Below are 19,281 nucleotides of genomic sequence, written 5' to 3' on the forward strand. Positions count from 1 at the left end.
CTGCCGAATCCCAGACCTGAGCGGCAATGCGGCTTCAGCCCGACGTCGGCTTGTGGCGGTTAGTTTTTGCGCTCCAAATGAAGTGCTGTGTAGCTGCGAGCGGGGGACCCAAGGTCGATCTCTTCGGATTCCATCGAAAACCCGCCTTCCGTGAAGCATGCCATGATGGCGTCCGGGTCAGTGTTGACGAAGATCTCGGGTTGGGCGCCCGCCACCGCCAGAAACTTGCCGGCAAGAAGGCCCCGCGCGCCTGGTTTCAAGACCCGCGCGAGTTCGGCGACATAGGCGGGCAGGGGGTTCAGAAAGTAGACGACGTTCACCGCGAGCAGTCGGTCCACCGCGCCGTCGTCCAGAAAGCCGCTCATATCGATCGCATCGGTGTCATGGATCTCCGGTCGCAGCGGCAGCGAGGGGGCAAGCTGCACGAGCTCTTGGCGAAAACGTTCGCTGATTTCCACCCCGATCAGGCGCGAGGGGTTGGTCTTCCCGATCTCGGGCCACGCCCATCCACTGCCGGGCCCCAATTCCAGAACGCAGTGTCCGGCCGAGATCTCCAGCCGTCGGGCAGCGTCCTGCGCGCTCAGGCGGTTGTTGCGCTCCATCATTCCACGAGTGAGGCGCCCGAGCACGCCTGTGCCTGGTTCGCGCATATTGCGCGCGATTATCGAGGTGTTCATGAAGGTAGCCACCAACCGGGAAAGTTTGTCAGCCATGAGGATTGTATGGTGGAGGGTTGGTTCGTGGTCAATATCTGGCTTGGAGATGAGTGTCAGATGAGTGTCGGACGTGTGTCGCCGACCTTGTAAATCGGACGAGAATCTGGGCGAAACATGCTGCAATGGAGTACTCCGATCTCGCTACTATCGCCGGGTTTGCCTTCCTGTATTCTCTGGTTGCGTCTCGGTTGGAGAAGTCGCGGTTCAACGGTGCCCTCGTCTACGTGCTGGCCGGATTTGTTTTCAGCAATCACGTTCTTGGGTGGATAAATATCGAGATCGGTGGCGAAGCGCTGAAGACGCTTGCGGAACTCACGCTCGCATTGGTCCTGTTTACCGATTCGGCCAATATCAACCTGGTCACGTTGCGCCGTGTCGAGAAAATTCCGATAAGGCTTCTGCTGATCGGGTTGCCGCTGACGATCGCATTGGGCCTGGGCTTGGGTACTCTGTTGTTTGCCGAACTCGGGTTTTTCGAAGTGGCGCTGCTGGCCACGATGCTCGCGCCTACGGATGCGGCCCTTGGTAAGGCGGTGGTGACCAACCCCTCGGTTCCGGATTCTGTCCGCGAGAGTCTGAACGTGGAGAGCGGCCTCAACGACGGGATCTGCGTACCGGTGCTGCTTTTCTTTCTGGCCCTGGCGGTAGGAGATACCGAATCGGGGCAGGCGGCTGAACTGATGGCCCAATTATCTCTTCAGGCGATTGGCATCGGCGTCCTGATCGGATTTCTGGGCGGCTATTTTGGCAGTCGCCTCGTGCGGTATTGTTCTGCGCGGCGATGGGTGCACGGTCCCTGGTTGCAGATTCCGGTCATCGCGTTGGCGCTGCTCTGTTTCGCAACCGCACAAGGTTTCGAGGGGAGCGGGTTTATCGCCTGTTTTGTGGCTGGCCTGATTTTTGGTGGTTTCGAGACCGACCATAAGCAGAGTTTTCTGGATGCGGCCGAGGGCATCGGCAATTCGATGGCGTTGGTCACCTGGTTTGTCTTTGGCGTCGGGGCGCTGGGGCTGACCTGGCAGTACCTCGATTGGCGCGTTCTGGCCTACTCGCTGCTCAGTCTGACCGCCCTTCGCATCGTGCCGGTTTTTGTCGCCGCCCTCGGTCTCAATCTGCGTTGGGATACGACGCTATTCATGGGATGGTTTGGCCCACGCGGTTTGGCCAGCATCGTGTTTGTGGTTCTGGTTCATGACAAGGCTCTTTCTGGATCCGGGCTATTGATTACCATCGTCACTTCGACGATCCTCCTCAGCGTGCTTTTGCACGGGATCACGGCAAATCCCCTATCCAAAAAATACGGGGCAAGAATCGCCGAGGATGGCGGAGAGATCTGAACGCTTGATGTTCGGGTTGTGATCTTGGGGCGGTCGCCGCGCGAAGCGGCATGCGGTCTCAGGGCAAGTGCTCGTAGGTGCCGCTGGCGGTGTTGGCGCGTCCGCCGCTGACCGAGGCAAAGTCCCCGGTGGCCTGGTTCTCGAGCCCGCCGCTGATCGATGCGCAAGTGGCCGCAGCCTCGTTGTCCTGGCCGCCGCTGACCGACGCGTGACTGGCGGTGGCCCGATTCGCGTAGCCGCCGCTGGCGACCGACGCGAAGCTGCTGCTCTCGTTGTCCTCGCCGCCGCTGGCCACCGCATAGTCGCCATCTGCAGTATTCCTGTAACCACCGCTGACCAAAGCTCCGGTCCCGCTGGCCGTATTATGTCCCCACCGCTGACCGCCGAGAGGTCGGCATCGGCGGTATCTGTTAGTGACCGGAAACCAGTAAGGGGGCTAGGCTTCGGGAATGCTCGCGAAATTCGCCCTTGTCTGTGGTTTGCTGGTCGGGATTGCCAAGCCGCTACCTGCGATGGCCGGCGAGTGTGCCGGAGACTGGACCTATGCGGCAGCCCGGGTGGAGGGATGCACGAGTATCGGTGGGTCGCTCGTGATTACAGGCGGGCGCATGGTGACCCTCGCGGGCCTGGCGGACTTGGAGCGCGTGGGTGGTAGTCTGGTCATCACGAACAACAAGGCCCTCGGGAGTCTCGACGGCTTGTCCGAACTGACTTCGATTGGCTCAAGCGGCGATCGCTCGAGCCAAGGTCTGATCATTAACGGGAACGGAGCACTCCGGGATATCGACGGTTTATCCCGGCTCGTGGAGGTCGTCGGGAGTATCCAGATTGCCGCCAATGGTGCCCTCGAAAACCTCGATGGGCTGTCGGGATTGAGCGCAATCGGTGCGACGGGGGCTCGCGCGGGCGCGAGCCTTGTCATTGCCGATAATGGCTCGCTGCGCGATGTCGATGGGCTATCCGGGGTCTCGCGGTCCGAGGGTAGTATCCGGGTGGTGAATAACGATGCTCTCGATCATGTCGATGGGCTCTCGAGGTTAACCTCGATTGGCACGAGCGGGGATGGCTCGGGCGAAAGTCTGGTGATTTCCGACAATGGAGCGTTGCGCCATATTGACGGCTTGACCGGGCTCTCGGAAACCCAGGGTGGCCTACGGATCGTGAATAACGATGCGCTGAGGAATCTTGCGGGGCTCGCGCGCGTGACCTGGATCGGAGTCGATGGCGCGGGGGAGAGTCTGGTGATCGCGGATAACGGCGCACTGTGTGACCTCGATGGCTTGTCTGCCCTGCGTGGCCTCGGCGGCAGCCTCCGGGTGGAAGATAATGATGCCCTTAATCATCTTGACGGGCTCTCCGGACTGACCTCGGTGGGCTCGAACAGTGAACCTGCAAGCGAGAGTGTCGTGATCGCGGACAACGGTTCGCTTCGCGACCTCAATGGATTGTCCGGATTAACGAGCCTTGGTGGTGCGCTGCGCATTGCCAACAATGATGCGCTCGATAACCTCGATGGCCTCGCCGGGCTGCGCTCGGCTGGTTCGAGCGCAGATCAAACCGGTGAGAGTCTCGCGATTGAGGACAACGGAGCACTGCGCGATCTCGATGGCTTATCCGGTCTTACGGGTACCGGCGGGAGCATCCGTGTCGCGAGCAATGATGCCCTCGAGAATCTGGACGGACTTTCCGGGCTGCGCTCGATCGGGTCGAGTGGGGAAGGTTCGGACGAGAGTCTGGTTATTGCGGACAATGGGTCGCTGCGCGATATCGACGGGCTCTATGGTCTCGGCGCGACCCCGGGGGCGGTGCGCATCGTGTCCAATGACGATCTTTGCGAAAGTCAGGTAGCCGACCTGTTCGAGAGCGTGGTGGTCGGAGGTGCGCTCACGATTTCTGGAAATAGTGGCTCTTGCGTATCTGTCTGCGGTGACGGGATCGTCGATGCGGGGGAGGCTTGCGATGACGGCAACACCTACAACGGGGATTGCTGCTCGTCTACCTGTGATATCGAGGCTGCGGGAACTGTCTGCCGGCCAATGGCAGATATATGTGATCAGGAAGAAGTCTGCGACGGGATCGAGGGTTTTTGCCCCGCGGACGAGCGCATCGCGGACCTGGATGCCGATGGGGTGTGCGACGACATCGACATTTGCCCGGAGGTTGCCGACCGGGAGCAATCCGATGCAGACGGGGACGGCCTAGGCGATGCCTGCGACCCCTGCACAGGCGGTGTGACTGCCGAGAACGCAGTCTTGCAGGCCACCAACTTTGTCACCCCGGAAGCCGATGACAAGCTGAGCTTCAAAGCCGATTTGGTGTTCCCGGCGCCGGTCGCCCTCAGCCCACAGACAAACGGATTCCGGCTTCTGGTCGAGAGTGCCGACGCCGAGGCCGGTGGGGACGTCGTGCTGGAACTGGCGGTGCCCGCGGGGCTCTATGATCCGCTCACGCGTAGCGGTTGGATCCCGGCAGCTAACGGCAAGAAGTTCCAATATGTCACAAAGGAAATGATCGGCGGTATGGAGCCCAAGGTCATCCTTAAATGGAACCCCAAGCAGGCCAACGAAGTGGCTGTGGTGGTAAAGGGGAAGGCCGGCAATTTCGCCCAACCCGCGATTGCTTTGCCTTTAAAAGCGACGTTGTCGTTGGAACCGACGGATCCGATGACTACTCTTTGCGCTGAAGCCGATTACCCCGGCCCGAGGCCGCAGCCTTTCTGCCGCATGAGTGCCAGCGGTGTGGCGGTCCTTTGTAAATAGGTCCAGCCTCGGTGACGAAAAAGGCCGCTGAAACTTGCCGGAGTGCTGGGTTTTGGGGTTTTCGGGCCGCGCGCAGAGGAATTTCGCGGTTTTTGCCGTGGGGTTGTAATGATGCCCCAACTGGATCGTCAGCCCTTGCAGAAGGGGCCGTGCAACGAAGTTCATGAATCGCGTGGCCGCAAAAGGAGTCGATAATGTCTGATGAATCCAAATGTATGTGTGAGACCTCGTGTTCCTCTGAGCCGACCGGTTCGGGTTGTTGCTGTGGCGAAAAATGCGGCTGCGCCGCCTCGTGTGCCTGCCCGAGCAGTTGTGGCTGTCCGGAATCCGCAAACTAAGCTATAAAAAGCCCATGGGTCCTTCCGAAAGCGCCAGCAAGCGCGAAATCATCGCTGCAACGCTGCGCGAAAAACGGGCTGATTTCGAGGCGTTCGTTCGACGTCGCTCGAGTGCTGACGAGGCTGGAGATATCCTCCAGGCAGCAGCACTCCGAGCGATCGAGCGAGCCGATTCCCTCGATGATCCGGAAAAAGCGGTCGCATGGCTCTATCGCTTGCACCGCAATGTGATGATCGACGCAGGGCGCAAAAACGCTACCGAGCGTCGGGTGATCGATGCGGCATCGGAGGCCGAGGCCCGTGCCCCCGAACCCGCCGAGGATCCCTGCGGATGCAGCATCAGCCAGGCGAAAGGCATGGAAGGCAATCACGCATCGATCCTTTCGCTGGTGGATCTGCGGGGATTGAATTTGGGGGAGGCGGCGCGAGCGCTCGATATCTCGACCAACAGTGCCGCGGTCCGTCTGCACCGTGCTCGCAAAGCACTGAGCCAGAAAATGCTGGACCATTGTGGCGTGACGAGCCTCAGCGACTGCATCGACTGCCGCTGCGTCTACGAGGGCTGCTGCGCTGGCTGAAGCCTCGCGGCTGTGCTGCGACCTCGGGCTGACGCTTGATGCCTCGAGCTGACGCTTGCGATGTGGGACTATGTCGCGCTGCGCACTAACGTGCGCAGGCGTTTTCAGACCCTGAGGCATACCGCAGGGCGGGGTAGGGGTTCTGCGAAGTGGAGGTCCATAGAGGCTGTAAATTCGCCCGTTGGTCGATCCAGTTCTCGGCAGCATCGATCTACGCTCCGAGATCCTTTTGGCTTTGCGGGGACTCTGCTCGCTTTCAGGCGCTGTCGTTATCTTCGATTTCCCTGATGGAGCGGCGCGTGATTGCAGATACGATATTGCTTTTGCTTCGCAGGCAGCGAAGTGGTGGAGTCAACCGATGGCTTTGAAAAGTTTTCCGCCGAGTCGGCTCTTCGCGTTTTTCATGTTCCTTGCTCTGTTGGTGAGCCCGATTGCCAGCGCTGCCGAATCGGCAGCGCCTCGCGATGACCGGACGGCGTCGCCGAAAGTTATCGGCGGGGAGCCTGTACCTCTCGACGATCCGGGATTGTTTCCGTTTCTTGTTTCCGTGCTGATTCCGGAGGGAGGCGATTTCGGACTCTGCACGGGCAGTTTGGTCGCGCCTCAATGGGTACTGACAGCCGCCCATTGCTTTGAAGGTAGCGATGGGGATGCATTGATTGCTGCGACGTCCGGGAGGCCCCCTTTTGCAAACCCGCAATTTGGCCAGGCGGTCCGCACGGTGATTCACCCTGAGTGGGATCCTTCAACGTTTCGAAATGATATCGCCTTGATCGAATTGTCGGCCGATGTCACTCTCTACCCGCCCCTGAATCCGGAAACTGGCGAACCGCTCTACACGCCCAGCGTTATATCATCGCCGGAAAACCCTCCGGTGTTGACCAGTGATGGAGTCGGGCCGGTGTATGTTGCAGGCTTTGGTCTGACTTCGCAGGACCCGGACGTAAGCCCCGAATTGGCCCATTGGGCGGGCCCGATAGACAGCCTTTCCAGCTCGCAGTGCAATGTCTACGAGGAGGGACCACCGGTCGACCCATTCACGCAACTCTGCGTGAGTGGTCAGCCGCAGACACCTTGCAAGGGCGACAGTGGCGGGGCCGTTTTCGCGATCGAAAATGATGCCTTCGTCCAATACGGAATCGTCTCCTACGGCGGGATTCCCTGCGACATTGGCCCGTCGGTGAGCACCTATCTTCCCGCCTACCTCGATTGGATCAATGGAGTCCTGAGCGGCGATCCCGGTGGGATCGTCGCCAATCTCGAAACACCGATACTTGGAATCGATGGCCTCGCGGCCGATGCGACCGGCATTTCCAACGTCCAGGGTTGGGCATATACCACGACACCCGGAGCCGAAATCAATCGGCACGTCGAGGTCTTCATCGATGGCGACTTCGCGATGTTGGTCCCCTGTTGCGGCGACCGTGGCGATGTCGAGGCGGCAGGTGGGCCGTTGCTCGCCGGGTTCTCCGGCGTTTACAACTGGGGTCTTCTCGAATCGGGATCCCACGAACTGAAAGTCGTCATCACCAGCACGATCGGCGAACAGCTGGTCATCTACCGCGACTTGAGTACTGCTCGGTTCGGCAATCATCCATTCGTGCGTGAAATGGAGTTCACCAACGGCTCTGGTGGGGAATACACCGGTGGCACCCTCAGCTGCGAGACGGTGCCTGTGTCTGCACCGGAAAACAGGAGTTCCCAGGCAACGGTGCGCTGCTTTAACTGGCTGGCAGAGGCAAGAAACGGCAGCACCCTTTGCGAAGGAAATGATTCTGACAACGCGCTCTACCTCGCGTTCGATCGGAGTTCGCAGAGCTTCAAGACAGTACCTGTGCCCGAAAATTCTTGTTTCCAGTGATCGACAGGGAGGATCGAAACCCTCACGATCGGGCTTGTTGGCTTGTTGGATTTACGGATTTCTCACCCGTCGGCAAATACTGGTGCTCGGTGAGCCTTGCCGTCGGTTGGAATCACCCAGATCGGTGAAGACCAGGCTCTCTCCTGCAAAGTCTTTGCGATATCCGGGCGTGGTTCGACGCCCGAGCGAACAGCATCCCACGTGGACCAACGGCACGTCGGGTTTTGCAGCGCGCGTGCGTAATAGAAGGCGCGATGGTCAGGATCGAAGTCCGGATCGATCCACCAGGCCTTCAGCTCGTCGTTCCCGACGTCCGCGGAATGCGAGCAGTCGCGTAAATCCACTCGGGCTCCGTTGTCCGCACATCGGTTTGTCTCGGGGTCGGGGATGGTGCCATCGGAACAGGCGACGTCGTATACCTTCTCGTGGGTTTCCCCGTCCTTGTCGATCCAGCCTTTGATGATCTGCAGCCGCTGCAAGGGCGCACGGCGGGGGTCCCGGAACGCCCATGCCAGAAAACGCGGGCGATCGTCGCCCTCTGCGACCAGTTCGCCACCCATGGTCACGCCGTCCTTGTAGGCCTGCGCGATGGCATCGTGCTCGTCGAGCAGGGCGCGGTCGAAGTCAAAGCCTGCAAAGAATCTTACGCGGATGCGTGGCCCGGAAGTGGCGAAGGTTTCCTTGCGACGGAAAGCATCGAAGATCGCCTCGCGCGTGTTTTCCGCCGCCCAGACGCCAGCGAGTCCCGAGGCCCCGTAGGTGATCGTGGCGGCAGCGGTGTAGTCCTCGCCGCCGATCTCGGTCACCAGGTCCGGTGTCACCACTTTCTGGAGGGTTGCCTGGAGGAAGGGGAGCGGCACCGAGCCGCGCTTTTCCGGGTCGGCATCCATCAGGCCGAGCTTGCCATAGAATTCACTCTCCACATCTGTGGTCGCGCCGGTATGGGCGTCGCTCGAGCCGATGAATCCGAATTGATACGGATTGCCGGCACCCTCGGTTGCCAGAGACAGGCCGTTGCGCAACGCCTCGCGCACATAGCTGCCATGGAGCTTGCTGATTTTCATGTTGCCGACCACGTACGGCATGATCTCGAAATCGGCCCATTCGTCGGTTTTGGAAAGATCAGGGTGGGTCTCCGAGGTTCCCTTCACTTGCGTGATCTCGACCAGCGGTTCGTTGCGCAGACGTCGGCTTGTATATTCGTCGTCCAGCGGGTCGCCGGCCCAGTCCGCGAGTTCGAACATCTGTCCGTTCGAGCCGTTGGAATTGTGTGGAATGGCGAGACTGTCGATGCCTTGTTCACGGAGGTTATCCATCCAATCCCACAAGTCTTCGGGGTTTTGTGAGTGAAAGCGTGAGAAGGGAATGGCGGGGAGGCGATCCCCGCCGCGGAAGATCACATTGCGGTGCAGATTGCCGCGGTCATCCGCCGACGTACTGTACTCGTAAGCGACAAAAGTCGTGAAGCGACCCGGATCGTTGAATCCTTCGGCGGCATCAATCGTATCGCGCCAGGCAGATCGAGCCACCTGAGTCGTGTCTTCGATATCGATGCTGCCATCCTCGATGCCCCGCAAGAGGCCGGGAAGGAAGCTTGAGAAAATTTTCATCCGTGACGGGATCGAAAGGAGGCCCCGATTGTCCGGAGCATTCAGGTCGTGGATCCAATCGATCTCCGGTGTTTTCGAGAATTCCTGGGATGTGTCTGCCGCGGCCTCTGCCAGGCCGAGGAACATGGCATGGTCGGTGACTCCGTAGAAGTCCAGCGGTTCGTCCAGTTGCATCATGAAGCCGGCCGGATGCCGGAGTGGTTCGCCTCTCGCATAGCGGTAGGCATCGCTGGGTTTTGCTGTCGTCCCGAAGGCAAACGCATCGAAGGAATAGGCCGTATGCACATGCAAGTCGCCAAAGTAGGCATTGCGCTCGGGGTTGGGCGCGGCGCGTACAAAGACTAATTCGTCGCCGATCTCGTGGGGCACTGCCGGGAAGCCCTGTCGGTTCGGCGTCGCGCCCTCCTCCGATGGTGCAGACGAGTCGGAACACCCGGTGCAGAAAACAAACAGTGCCACGCAGATTAGTTGCCATGCTTGAAATTTCATTGCTTTACCTTTGCTGAAGTTGAAGAGCGCCGCCGGTTTACCGGGAGGGCTTGATCCAGATCGGCGAGGACCAGACGCGCTCGCGTATCGTTGCGGGGACGCGCGGGTCGGGTTCGCGGCCCAGTCGCAGGGAGTCGTAGGTTGACCAGCGACAGGTGGGATTTTGCAGGACGCGCACGTAGTAGAAGGCGCTTCGTGCCGGGTCGAAGTCGGGATCTTGCCAGGTCGCCGCCAGTTCCATGCTGCCGGTCTCGCCGACGAGCGCGCAGCTGGTCAGATCAACGGAGGCGCCGTTGTCGGGGCAGCGTCGAGTGGTGGGGTCGACCTCAAGGCCATCCGCACAGGCGATGTCCTGAACCAGCTCGTGAGTTTTGCCCTCGGCATCGATCCAGCCCTTGACCATCTGGATCCTCTGCAAGGGTGCGCTCATCCAGTCGCCAAGAGCCGAGACGTAAAATGTCGGACTGGCGTCATGGCCGGACCGCGGGCGGAGCACGCCGCCCATCGGGACGCCGCCTGCGGCGGCGATCGCGACCGGCTCCGCCTCGTCAAGAATGCTCTCGTCGAAATCCTCGCCGGCAAAAAAGCGCAGCGTGATCCGCGGGCCTGACGAGGCGTAAACCTCACGACGTTGCATCGCGGCAAAGATCGCGTCGCGGGTATTTTCCGGGGCCCAGACCGCAGCCAGGCCGCCCGGGGTGTTGAACCGCAGGGGTGAGAGGTGAGGCTTGGGTTCGCTGCCGGGTTTCTCGGGTGCCCCGAAACGACGAATCGCGGGAGAACTCACCTGGCCGACAGCGCCCACGAAATCCCATTCGTCGGTGTCCCCCGGGTTTCCATTATGCGTGTCGGTGGATCCAATCATGCCGAAGGCCAGCGGGTTCATGCCGAGACCTTGCTCGAGTTGGAGGCCGATCTTGAGTCCCTGGCGGGCAAAGCCAGTCTCAAAGGCGCAGCCGGTCTCCTCGCCGGGTTCGCAGGGTTCAAAGACCTGGCTAAAGGCGCACTCTTCGTCGGTGGCGCCAACTCCCAGTGCGCATTCCGAGGCCCCCTTGATCTGGTAGATCTCGGCCAGTGGTTCGCGCCTTTTGCGGATCTCCCATTCGTCTTCGCCGTATTCGCCGCCGTCGTATGTGTAGCGGCTGTAGGCGAGGCCCCAGGATTTGTTCATGTTGTGAGGAATCGTGAGGAAGTCACATTTCCCCGTGCAGGTCTCTTCGAGGCCTCGCCAGAGATCGATTGCGTTGGATACCTCGAGAGACGAGATCGCGAATTCCGGGAGATCCGATCCGTTAAACAGGATGTTGCGGTGCATTTTCCCGGCGTCGGGCAGGGTCGGGGAGTATTCGTAGGCGGCAAATGTAGTGAATGTGCCCGGGTCGTTTTCGGCATCGGCCAGCGCTATATATCGTGCCCAATCACTGCGGGCATCCTGCTCGCAGCGCAGCACACCGCCTTCGCCGCGGCCACAGATCGGCCACGAATCGCGCCCCTTGGCGGTGCGCACCTCTGGTTGATACACGCCCGCCGGAGCGTCGGGATTCTTCTCGACGTCTGGTTTGGTGAAGCTGACGATGGTCCGCAGCAGCAGGAAGGCCATTGGGTTCGGTGTCTCGAGAAGGTAGCAGTTGATCGATTCGAACCAGGTGAGGTCTGTTTCGTCACAGCGCGTGCTCACACCGAAGCCCTCGGCATGGTCGGTGATCGCGACGAAGTCGAGCGGGCGTGCGAGCTGCATGGTCTCGCCGCCCGTGCTGAGAAGGGCTTCGCCCTTTGCGAAGCGATAGGCGTCCTCGACGGTCACCGTTGTTCCCATGAGCTTTGCATCGAAGCTTTCGTGGGTATGGACATGGGTGTCGCCCCAGTACACGTTGTTCAGAGAGTTGCGCGGTTGGATGACCCTTGGCTGGGGCTCCGGCTTCGGGACTCTGGAATCATCCTGAAGCGCGTAGTCGGCCGCCAGATTGTCGGCGCCCACCCGTTGCATCCTTTCGTAGGTGCTCTGGCCGAAGGTGAACCACCCAACGATTGCGGCAAGCGCGACCAGGCCGATCGCCCCCAGGAAAATCTTTCTTATCATCAATGATTTCTTTCCGAGGCTTCGACTCGGGGTCCTCGATCCGGGGCTCCCGATCCCGGGCGCTCGAACCCGGTGTTTCCATTGATTCTCTGGCTGCGCCTCAGAAGCGGTAGGAAAGCTCGGCACCAAAGGTGCGCGGGATCGTGAAGTTCCGAGTGATGACGCCGACGGAATTCGCAAGACTGAAGACGCTGCCGGCGGGCACGCGAGTATCGGTCAGATTCTCGCCCCAGAGGGCGACTTGAGCGCTATCGTCGAAGAAATCGTAGGAGACGCGAGCACCGAGGTTGTTGCGGCCTGGTTGCCTGGCTTGTGGCACCTCGGGCCCCAGCGCATAGTTGTCGCTCTGATAGCTCCATTGCGCACGGGTCGTCAGCCAGCCTCGCATCCAGTCGCGTTGTCCCAACTCCAGCGGGAAGGAATACTGCGCCGAGAGGAAGGATTGAAAGCTGGGGACCCCCTCGATCTTCTGGCCTGATTTGTTGATCTCCTTGCCATCCAAATTGCTCACGGCTCCCGGGAAGCTGGTGTAGCGCGCGTCAAGAAGTCCGATATTGCCGGATAGTACCAGGCCGGGCAGGGGCATGGCCGTCACCTCAAGCTCGGCGCCGCGGGTGGTTGCTTCCGCGGCGTTCAGGGTGAGGGTGAGGATTTCCTCGATCAGTCCTTCGTCGTCGAAAATGGTTTCGGTCACCCGGCGCTGGATGTTGTCATACTTGCCGTAGAACAAGGACACGTTCAGTGTCAGTCGGCGATCAAAGGCGATGGACTTCACGCCGATCTCGAAGTTGTCGAGGGTCTCGGGCTCGAAGGGCTCGAGCTGATTCCCTCCGGCGCTGGGATTGATGGTTGCGTTGAAACCGCCGCCCTTGAAGCCCTGAGAGTAGGTGAAGTAGCCCATCAAATGGTCCAGGCGGATATCGTCGAACCACTCCTCCGGTGCGGTCAAGGCAATGCTCGCCATCGGACTCCATGCGTCGAACGTTTTGTCGCCGGATCCGTCGAATACTACTGCAGGAGGGTCTGCCAGCAGGTTGGTGTTGATCTGTGTGGCCTGTTTTCGATCGGATGAGTAGCGCAGCCCTGCCGTCAGGCTGGCCCACTCGGTGAGCGCGGCCGTGGCCTGGCTGAAGAACGCCCAGGTAAAGTTGTCGGTCTCGAGGTTGTTCAAGGTGGCCGATGTGACCACCGGGATTCCGACATTGGTGACGGAGGGCCGCTGGGCATTCTCCCAGAAGGCGAAAAAACCACCGACGAAGTTGATACGGCCGTCCCAGGCTGTCGCGTTGATCTGGAATTCCTGCTGGATTTGTTCGGAGTCGCCGGGATCGCCCTTGGTTGGATCGGGTCCCCCCCGGCTCGTCAGCGAGACCATGGGAAAGGGCGTTGCGTCGAGGTCGATTGCGGATGCAGTCGTCTGCTGGCGCCAGGAGGTAATGGACTTCAGTACGATATCTTCCACCCAGTCGGTATCCCCGACGTCGTATTGAATCGTTCCCCAGGTGCCGTAGCTGGTCGCGCTTTGGACCTGATTGACGTTCATGGGATGTGTATATGGTCGAGACTCGCGACAGGCATCATAGAAGCCTGGCTGGAAATTCCCGATGTTTGTCTCCTGAGCAATGGCACATTGGCCGATGGCCAACTGCCCGTGGGATTTCCACCAGGTCCCTGTCATGTCGATCGTGAGAGCGTCTGTTGGCAGGAATCGAAACGAGCCCAGAAACGTAAGGCTGTTCTGGCGGCCCAGGTCATCGAGGCCGAGGTAGGGATTCGTCGCATAGCCCCCGCGATTTTGCGATGCGAAAGCAAGACGCGTGAACAGCTTGTCCTCGAACCAGCCGATATCGACCGGGATGTTGATCATGCTGCGGGTGTTGACGATCCCCTGGTTGCCGACGCGCACCATCTGGAAGCCCTCGAGTTCGTCGGCCGGCTTGCGTGTGGTGATATTGACAGCGCCTCCGATCGTGTTTTTGCCGAACAGAGTGCCTTGTGGTCCACGCAGGACTTCGACGCCCGCGATGTCGAGGGTGTCGAAAACAGCGGCTTGCGCGCGCGGGAGGAAAACACCGTCCACGTACATGCCGACGCCGGGCTCGAACGCCACGCCCGCTGACGCAGTGCCGACGCCGCGGATGCGGATTTGTGCTGAGGTCTGGCCCGAGGCGATCGTGATGTTCGGGACGAGGTTCTCGATCTGGTCGATTCGCGTCACGTTGGCCTCGCGCAGGAGGTTCTCGCTCATCGCGGTGATAGATACAGGTGTGTCCTCGAGGAACTCTTCGCGTTTTCTTGCCTGAACGACGATTTCCTCGATTTGGCCCCGAGTGGAAGGTGAGAGGCCGGACTCGTCGCCTGCTTCCGCCTGCGCGACTTCGGCGTCGGCCTCGGTTGCCGGGCCGCCGACGTCGGTTGGCGATTCAATGAGCTCCTCATAGGCCGATGGCGCCTCGATCTGCGCTTGCGCGAGGCCTGTGATCCCCGGCACCAGAATCAGTGCTGACAACAACACGTTTCGGCATCCCTGAACCAAGGGAGCAGGTGCGCTGATTGCGCCGGAAGCCCCGCGAAAGCGACGAATTCTCAGGTTTAGCATATTGCTAAATATTTAGCATTCTGCTAAACTTGATGTCAAACATGTCAGATAATTCCGAATTGCCGGCGACAGTCCTGGAAAAGGGCCAGGCTCGGCCGTTACCGAAGGCGAATCAGGGCCGCGCCGAAACTGAGCGGCGATTGATCGAGGCCGCTCTCGAGTTGATCAAGAGAAACGGTATTCTCGCGGGCCTGAATCTTCGGGAAGTTGCCGCCGCCGCGGGCGTCAATCGTGGCAATATTTATCACTACTTCGGCTCCAGGCAGGAATTGCTCCGCGAGGCGATCGCCCGTCGTTTCAAAGTGATTAGAAAACAGCTCAATGCTGACTTCCGGGGGCTCCCTTTTGTCGAGCGGCGCACGAGGCAATTTCGAGGTGACAGCTTTCAGGACAGCAAACTACGCGCCTTGCTCGTGATTGACGGAGACGGAAGTGTGGACCCCATGCCAGCCTATGAGGGCGCGCTCAGCAGCCTGAAGGAGGACGTCGTCAACGGGGATATTGACCCCGCCCACGATCTCGAGGCATTGCAGGTTGCGCTCTCGGCGATGCTTCGCGGCTACCGGATTTTCCGCGAGCCTTACGCCAAGCGGGTTGGCGCGGATATCGAGGCGCTCGACGAGCGAGTGGCGTCCGTCGTCGGCGGTTGGCTCGAGACGATGAAGCAACCGCCCGCGGCAACGCCGGATCGCGCGGACTGATGCCCGCTTTACCCGGGTTTTTTTCCCGTGCCCCGGCCCGATCGATCCTCTGTCGATCCTTGTTTCGGTCGGCGATCGTGCTCGCGGTGCTGAGTACGGTACTGACTTCGTGCCTTTCACCGGAGCCGCGGCCTGCGGGGGCGCCTGTCGCGCTCGACGAGCACGGCCAACCGGCAAGCCTTCTATCCGCATTTTTTGGACTCGATGGAGATTTGCCGCTGTTCGCCCGTCTTCTTCTCTGTCGAGGGGCCGCGGGAACAGACGGTATGCCGGTGGTCCTGTCTCATACGATCGACGCGCAAACTCTCGCGGCAGAGGATTTTCGCGTCTTCACTCGATCGGGGGCCGAGACAGCGCCCCTCTGTGTGACTCTCCAGCCGGCTATGGATGAAGGCGAAGGCCGGACTGTGCTCCTCATCGGTGAGTTTGGCGATGCTGAGGAGGATCCGCCGGTGAAAGTGGAAGTGGTCGGCGAACTTCTGTCCGACGGCGCAACGGGTGGTCCGGTGAGCTTTCGTGGAAAGGCGATCGAGGTAACACCTTTGGAGGCCGGGCCAAGTCTCGTGCTGGCCGAGGTGATACCCGCCGAACAAAGGTCGACCTCGGGGCGGGGCTCTGCCTGCCCGCCGGACACCCGCCAGGTGGTCCGGGTGACCTGGGCTGGAGGTGTGTCACCCCCGCGCGGGACCGATGCCGGCGCAATCGAGCGCGCCCCGTATCGAGTGACGGTGGAACGTGCCGGGGGGCAGCGCGAGGAGATCACACCGGCGGCCATCGCGGATCTCGGCGACAATGATAACAACCACCATCTATGCCTCGATACCCGGGACCCGGCGATCTCGGTTTCCTTTCCGGCGGGACAGCTCGTGGACCCCAATCAGGACCTCAACCCTGCGACGAAACTTCGGATCAAGCCTGGCCCCGGCGCTCACCGCAAGACTACGGCGACGCGGCACGGATGACGGCTTTCTACAAGAAACTCCTCGGGGCTGTCGGGCTAGTGTTGGCCGCAGCCCTCGGCTTTGTCGTATGGGAAGTATTTTTCGATCAGGGTGGTCCGCATCACCCGAGAGTTTTCGGCCCCCCTGCGAAAACCAGCTGGAGGCCATCGGGGGCGCGTTCTGCGGGCGCCCATGGTTTCGATGTCATTCCCGAACCGACCACCTTCCACGCCATCCACGTAGGCGTGATCAATTCGGATCATGTCTGGGGCGTGGCCGCCCCGATGTTCGCCCCTGATTGGGTGGCTGAGCCGTCCTATTTCGTGGGCAATGGTCCCACGTTTGATAACGAAGGCAATCTCTATTTCAGCCCCCGATTCTATCATGGGGATCGGGTGGCCGTGGTCTCTCTTGATGCGGATACGGGCGAACGGCGTTGGGCCATCCCCAGCCAGAGCGATCGCGAGACGATGAGTCCGGCTTTTGTGCTGAACGATCCGGACGACCCGGGATCCCAGATCCTGTACGTCGTCAGCTACACCCGGGCCATTGCGCTGCGGCCTGATGGGTCGGTGGTCTGGAGCATTCCCACCGGGTTGGAGCTTCCTCCGCGGGTGCCTGGAAAGAACCCCGGCTCGGCCTTGCATAGTTTCAATTATCATCCGGTGACCGACTCGTTGATTACGGTTTCCAAGGCTGGAGAATTATTTGCCTTCGACCGAAAGACCGGCGCGTTGAAAACCCCTCTCGGCCAGATCCCGGGCGCGCCGGCCATCAGTGGCACGGGCGCCAGGATTCCCGGCTTTGTGACCAAGCGAGTCGATCCATTGATGGATGCGGCTTTCGGCAAAACCGAGGGTGGTTTGAGCCTGTTCTCGTCGGCGGTGAATTATATTTATGGCGGCGGTGGTATTGTGACCAATTATTTCAGCATCGCTCCTGACACTAGCCGGATCTATATCGCGGCCACCGCGGAAGATGCAGAAGATGGCACCGAGGATGGGCGATCCGAAATCGGAGCCATCTACGCACTGGACTTGGTGGAGGATGATGCCGGTGGCCTGGAATTCCGAATCCTGAATCGAGCTACTTTTCAGGGCGGCACGGGGTCGACCCCGGCGCTGAGCGCCGATGGCAGCCGGGTCTATGTGTCCGACAACCTGGGGCATGTGATCGCTTTGGACAGCGAATTGAACGAGATCTGGCGGTTTGATGTGGAAGAGCCGCTGGTGGGTTCGATCTCGGTGGCCTCCGACAACCATGAACTCTACGCGGTCACCCGCAATGACGTGATCCAGCTGGTCGACAATGGGGACCATGGTGTCCGGACCTGGACAGCTAGGCTCAACGGCTTCGATGGCTACGCCAACGTGGATCGGCAATCCAATACGTTGACCGCGACCGTTACAGCCAATGGCGTCGTGGTCGGGATTGGCGGGGGCAAGTCGTTGTTCGGGTTCAACCTGATGCTGCACGTAGGCATGGGCCTGCTGGATCGGGAAACCGGAGAGTTGCGCTACTTTGCCGAAGGCCGGGAGGACTCTCTGGCGATGAGCACGGTAGCTCCGGATGGCAGTATCTATGTGGCGCACTCGCCGATTCGGCGGGCTGTCGGCAAGGCCATGTATCCGGAGTTGACCCCGGAGCTGACCGGAGGCATCGCGCGCTATAAACCCGTTCGACTCGATCTGCTGGCACGGGATGCCATTTGCGCGGCCGAGGCTCGCGGTGCCAATGCGAGCACGCTTGACCCGACCACTCAGGCCGCAGCGCTGGATGCGGATCTTCGACAGACCAGAGTGCTGCTCGAGCAGGCTGCCGTCGCCATCGGCAAGGCGGTTATGGATGGAGATCTTGGGCCGGGAGATGCCGGCACGTTGAACGGACTGCTGGAGAAAAGCTTGCCTGAATTGAATCCGGGAGATCTTGGCCGTGCGGTAGCGAATATGGCTGCCGCCTGCGCGCTCTTTCCCGAAGGCGATATGAAGGATCGGCCGGCCGCTCGTTGAGGCTGCAAGAAAGGCAGAATGCTGTGATGAAAAAACTCTTTGCAGGGCTGGCGATTGGACTTGGGGTGGTCGGTGTTTTTGTCCTCCTCCTCCCACAAATTCTGCATACGTTGGGCATGCATCCGGAGTATACGGGCCCCAGCTTCGACCTGCCGGGGAAACGCGCCCTGGTGATTACCACCAGTCATGATGTTCTTGCCGCACCGGGCGAAACCGAGGGTCCACCCACAGGAGTTGTAGCCTCTGAAATGACCCACCCCTATTACGTTTTTCTTGATGGTGGAATGCAGGTGGATGTGGCGAGCATCGACGGCGGCAAGATCCCGGTTGCCCCGAATTCCCTTTCGCGGACGTCGTCTACGCCCGAGACCAGACGGTTCCAGAAGGACTCCATCTTTCAGGCCAAGGTCGAGAATTCGATCAAGATCGACGATCTTGATTTCGGCGACTACGATATCATTTTCCTTGCCGGAGGATGGGGGGCGGCCTACGACCTCGGCTATTCCCCGGTGCTGGCGGAGAAGATCAGCAGTGCCTACTACGCCGAAGGCAAGCCGGTGATCGGCGGCGTTTGTCACGGGGTGCTGGGCTTGATCAAGGCGAAAGACCGCGATGGTAATTTGTTGATCGCGGGTCGTCGCATGACCGGGGTCAGCGACAAGCAGATCCAGGAACTCAACATTGAAATTACCCCGCAGCACCCGGAAACAGAATTGCGCAAGGCCGGTGCTCGATACGAAAGCCGCAGCGCGTTTCGCGATGTCTTTGCCACGCACACGGTTGTGGATGAGGAACGCCGTTTCGTGACGGGACAAAACCAGAACTCCAGCAGTGAAACCGCGCATCAGATGATGCAGGTCCTTGCCGAAAGGCCGGCGACTTGATCAATACGGCGCTCAAGATCGTGCTGGGTTTGGCCGGGACCCTGTTTTTGTTCAACGGTGTGCGCTGGCTGGTCGTCCCGGGTGAAATTGCACCTGCTGTCGGTCTGTCCGTGGCGGAGGGGCTTGGGTTGAGCACGCTCGTGGGGGACCTTGCGAGCTTCTTTATGGCCATGGGCAGTTTCGTGCTGATTGCTCTGATCACGGAACGCCGTACCTGGTACTACCCACCCATCATGATGCTGACGATCACGGCGCTCGGTCGCATCATCGCCTGGCTGTTGCACGACGCCACCCTTGCTGTCGGTCCGATCCGGGTCGAGGTGGTGGTGGCGCTGCTTTTGTTTTTTGCCTCTCGTCGCCTGCCGAAAGAGGCTTGAAC

14 protein-coding genes are annotated in these 19,281 nt (G+C 60.4%); 9 read left to right on the forward strand and 5 right to left on the reverse strand.

Annotation, left to right across the window (positions count from 1 at the left end; all coding sequences use genetic code 11):
* Positions 1 to 59: 59 nt before the first annotated feature.
* Positions 60 to 713: a class I SAM-dependent methyltransferase gene (locus tag P8K07_16505; protein MDG1960128.1), complete on the reverse strand. Its 654-nt coding sequence runs from the start codon at positions 711 to 713 to the stop codon at positions 60 to 62.
* A 125-nt stretch (positions 714 to 838) separates the two neighbouring features.
* Between P8K07_16505 and P8K07_16510 the strand changes: the two genes are divergently transcribed.
* Positions 839 to 2,053: a cation:proton antiporter gene (locus P8K07_16510; protein MDG1960129.1), complete on the forward strand. Its 1,215-nt coding sequence runs from the start codon at positions 839 to 841 to the stop codon at positions 2,051 to 2,053.
* A 58-nt stretch (positions 2,054 to 2,111) separates the two neighbouring features.
* Here P8K07_16510 and P8K07_16515 read toward each other — a convergent pair whose 3' ends face one another.
* Positions 2,112 to 2,393, reverse strand: a complete 282-nt coding sequence (locus P8K07_16515) for a hypothetical protein (protein MDG1960130.1) — start codon at positions 2,391 to 2,393, stop codon at positions 2,112 to 2,114.
* A 109-nt stretch (positions 2,394 to 2,502) separates the two neighbouring features.
* Between P8K07_16515 and P8K07_16520 the strand changes: the two genes are divergently transcribed.
* The 3 genes from P8K07_16520 (at position 2,503) to P8K07_16530 (ending at position 7,589) form a co-directional block, all read left to right on the forward strand.
* Positions 2,503 to 4,812, forward strand: coding sequence for a DUF4215 domain-containing protein (locus tag P8K07_16520; protein MDG1960131.1), 2,310 nt, complete (start codon positions 2,503 to 2,505; stop codon positions 4,810 to 4,812).
* Positions 4,813 to 5,164: 352 nt separating this feature from the next.
* Positions 5,165 to 5,728 carry a sigma-70 family RNA polymerase sigma factor gene (locus P8K07_16525; protein MDG1960132.1) on the forward strand — a complete coding sequence of 188 codons (564 nt, stop codon included), beginning with the start codon at positions 5,165 to 5,167 and terminating at the stop codon, positions 5,726 to 5,728.
* Between the two features lie 358 nt (positions 5,729 to 6,086).
* Positions 6,087 to 7,589, forward strand: coding sequence for a serine protease (locus tag P8K07_16530; protein ID MDG1960133.1), 1,503 nt, complete (start codon positions 6,087 to 6,089; stop codon positions 7,587 to 7,589).
* 62 nt (positions 7,590 to 7,651) lie between these two features.
* Here the strand turns inward: P8K07_16530 and P8K07_16535 are convergent, their stop codons facing one another.
* From P8K07_16535 to P8K07_16545, 3 genes are all read right to left on the reverse strand, one after another.
* Complete coding sequence (locus P8K07_16535) at positions 7,652 to 9,688, reverse strand: DUF3604 domain-containing protein (GenBank protein MDG1960134.1); 2,037 nt, start codon at positions 9,686 to 9,688, stop codon at positions 7,652 to 7,654.
* A gap of 37 nt (positions 9,689 to 9,725) precedes the next feature.
* A complete protein-coding gene (locus P8K07_16540) occupies positions 9,726 to 11,768 on the reverse strand; it encodes a DUF3604 domain-containing protein (GenBank protein ID MDG1960135.1) in 2,043 nt (680 codons plus the stop codon).
* A 100-nt stretch (positions 11,769 to 11,868) separates the two neighbouring features.
* Positions 11,869 to 14,283 (reverse strand): TonB-dependent receptor, encoded by a 2,415-nt coding sequence (locus P8K07_16545; protein ID MDG1960136.1) that lies wholly within the window; start codon positions 14,281 to 14,283, stop codon positions 11,869 to 11,871.
* Positions 14,284 to 14,408: 125 nt separating this feature from the next.
* Here P8K07_16545 and P8K07_16550 point away from each other — a divergent pair, with 125 nt between their 5' ends.
* From P8K07_16550 to P8K07_16570, 5 genes are read left to right on the forward strand one after another with little or no spacing between them, the layout of a single operon-like run.
* Complete coding sequence (locus P8K07_16550; GenBank protein MDG1960137.1) at positions 14,409 to 15,068, forward strand: TetR/AcrR family transcriptional regulator; 660 nt, start codon at positions 14,409 to 14,411, stop codon at positions 15,066 to 15,068.
* Complete coding sequence (locus tag P8K07_16555) at positions 15,068 to 16,030, forward strand: hypothetical protein (GenBank protein MDG1960138.1); 963 nt, start codon at positions 15,068 to 15,070, stop codon at positions 16,028 to 16,030. The genes P8K07_16550 and P8K07_16555 overlap by 1 nt, the downstream gene beginning before the upstream one ends.
* Positions 16,027 to 18,018 carry a PQQ-binding-like beta-propeller repeat protein gene (locus tag P8K07_16560; GenBank protein MDG1960139.1) on the forward strand — a complete coding sequence of 664 codons (1,992 nt, stop codon included), beginning with the start codon at positions 16,027 to 16,029 and terminating at the stop codon, positions 18,016 to 18,018. The genes P8K07_16555 and P8K07_16560 overlap by 4 nt, the downstream gene beginning before the upstream one ends.
* Before the next feature lie 26 nt (positions 18,019 to 18,044).
* The gene (locus P8K07_16565; protein ID MDG1960140.1) at positions 18,045 to 18,902 is read left to right on the forward strand and encodes a type 1 glutamine amidotransferase domain-containing protein; all 858 of its coding nucleotides are present in this window, start codon (positions 18,045 to 18,047) and stop codon (positions 18,900 to 18,902) included.
* A complete protein-coding gene (locus P8K07_16570; GenBank protein MDG1960141.1) occupies positions 18,899 to 19,279 on the forward strand; it encodes a hypothetical protein in 381 nt (126 codons plus the stop codon). The genes P8K07_16565 and P8K07_16570 overlap by 4 nt, the downstream gene beginning before the upstream one ends.
* Positions 19,280 to 19,281 lie beyond the last annotated feature (2 nt).

The sequence above is a fragment of the Candidatus Binatia bacterium genome, from assembly GCA_029248525.1.
In the GTDB taxonomy this organism is placed as follows: Bacteria; Desulfobacterota; Binatia; order UBA12015; family UBA12015; genus UBA12015.

Coding starts and splice junctions, on each gene's coding strand:
- P8K07_16535 (MDG1960134.1), bottom strand. CDS start 9,688: ATGAAATTTCAAGCATGGCAACTAATCTGCGTGGCACTGTTTGTTTTC.
- P8K07_16540 (MDG1960135.1), bottom strand. CDS start 11,768: ATGATAAGAAAGATTTTCCTGGGGGCGATCGGCCTGGTCGCGCTTGCC.
- P8K07_16525 (MDG1960132.1), top strand. CDS start 5,165: ATGGGTCCTTCCGAAAGCGCCAGCAAGCGCGAAATCATCGCTGCAACG.
- P8K07_16520 (MDG1960131.1), top strand. CDS start 2,503: ATGCTCGCGAAATTCGCCCTTGTCTGTGGTTTGCTGGTCGGGATTGCC.
- P8K07_16555 (MDG1960138.1), top strand. CDS start 15,068: ATGCCCGCTTTACCCGGGTTTTTTTCCCGTGCCCCGGCCCGATCGATC.
- P8K07_16510 (MDG1960129.1), top strand. CDS start 839: ATGGAGTACTCCGATCTCGCTACTATCGCCGGGTTTGCCTTCCTGTAT.
- P8K07_16550 (MDG1960137.1), top strand. CDS start 14,409: ATGTCAGATAATTCCGAATTGCCGGCGACAGTCCTGGAAAAGGGCCAG.
- P8K07_16560 (MDG1960139.1), top strand. CDS start 16,027: ATGACGGCTTTCTACAAGAAACTCCTCGGGGCTGTCGGGCTAGTGTTG.
- P8K07_16530 (MDG1960133.1), top strand. CDS start 6,087: ATGGCTTTGAAAAGTTTTCCGCCGAGTCGGCTCTTCGCGTTTTTCATG.
- P8K07_16565 (MDG1960140.1), top strand. CDS start 18,045: ATGAAAAAACTCTTTGCAGGGCTGGCGATTGGACTTGGGGTGGTCGGT.
- P8K07_16505 (MDG1960128.1), bottom strand. CDS start 713: ATGGCTGACAAACTTTCCCGGTTGGTGGCTACCTTCATGAACACCTCG.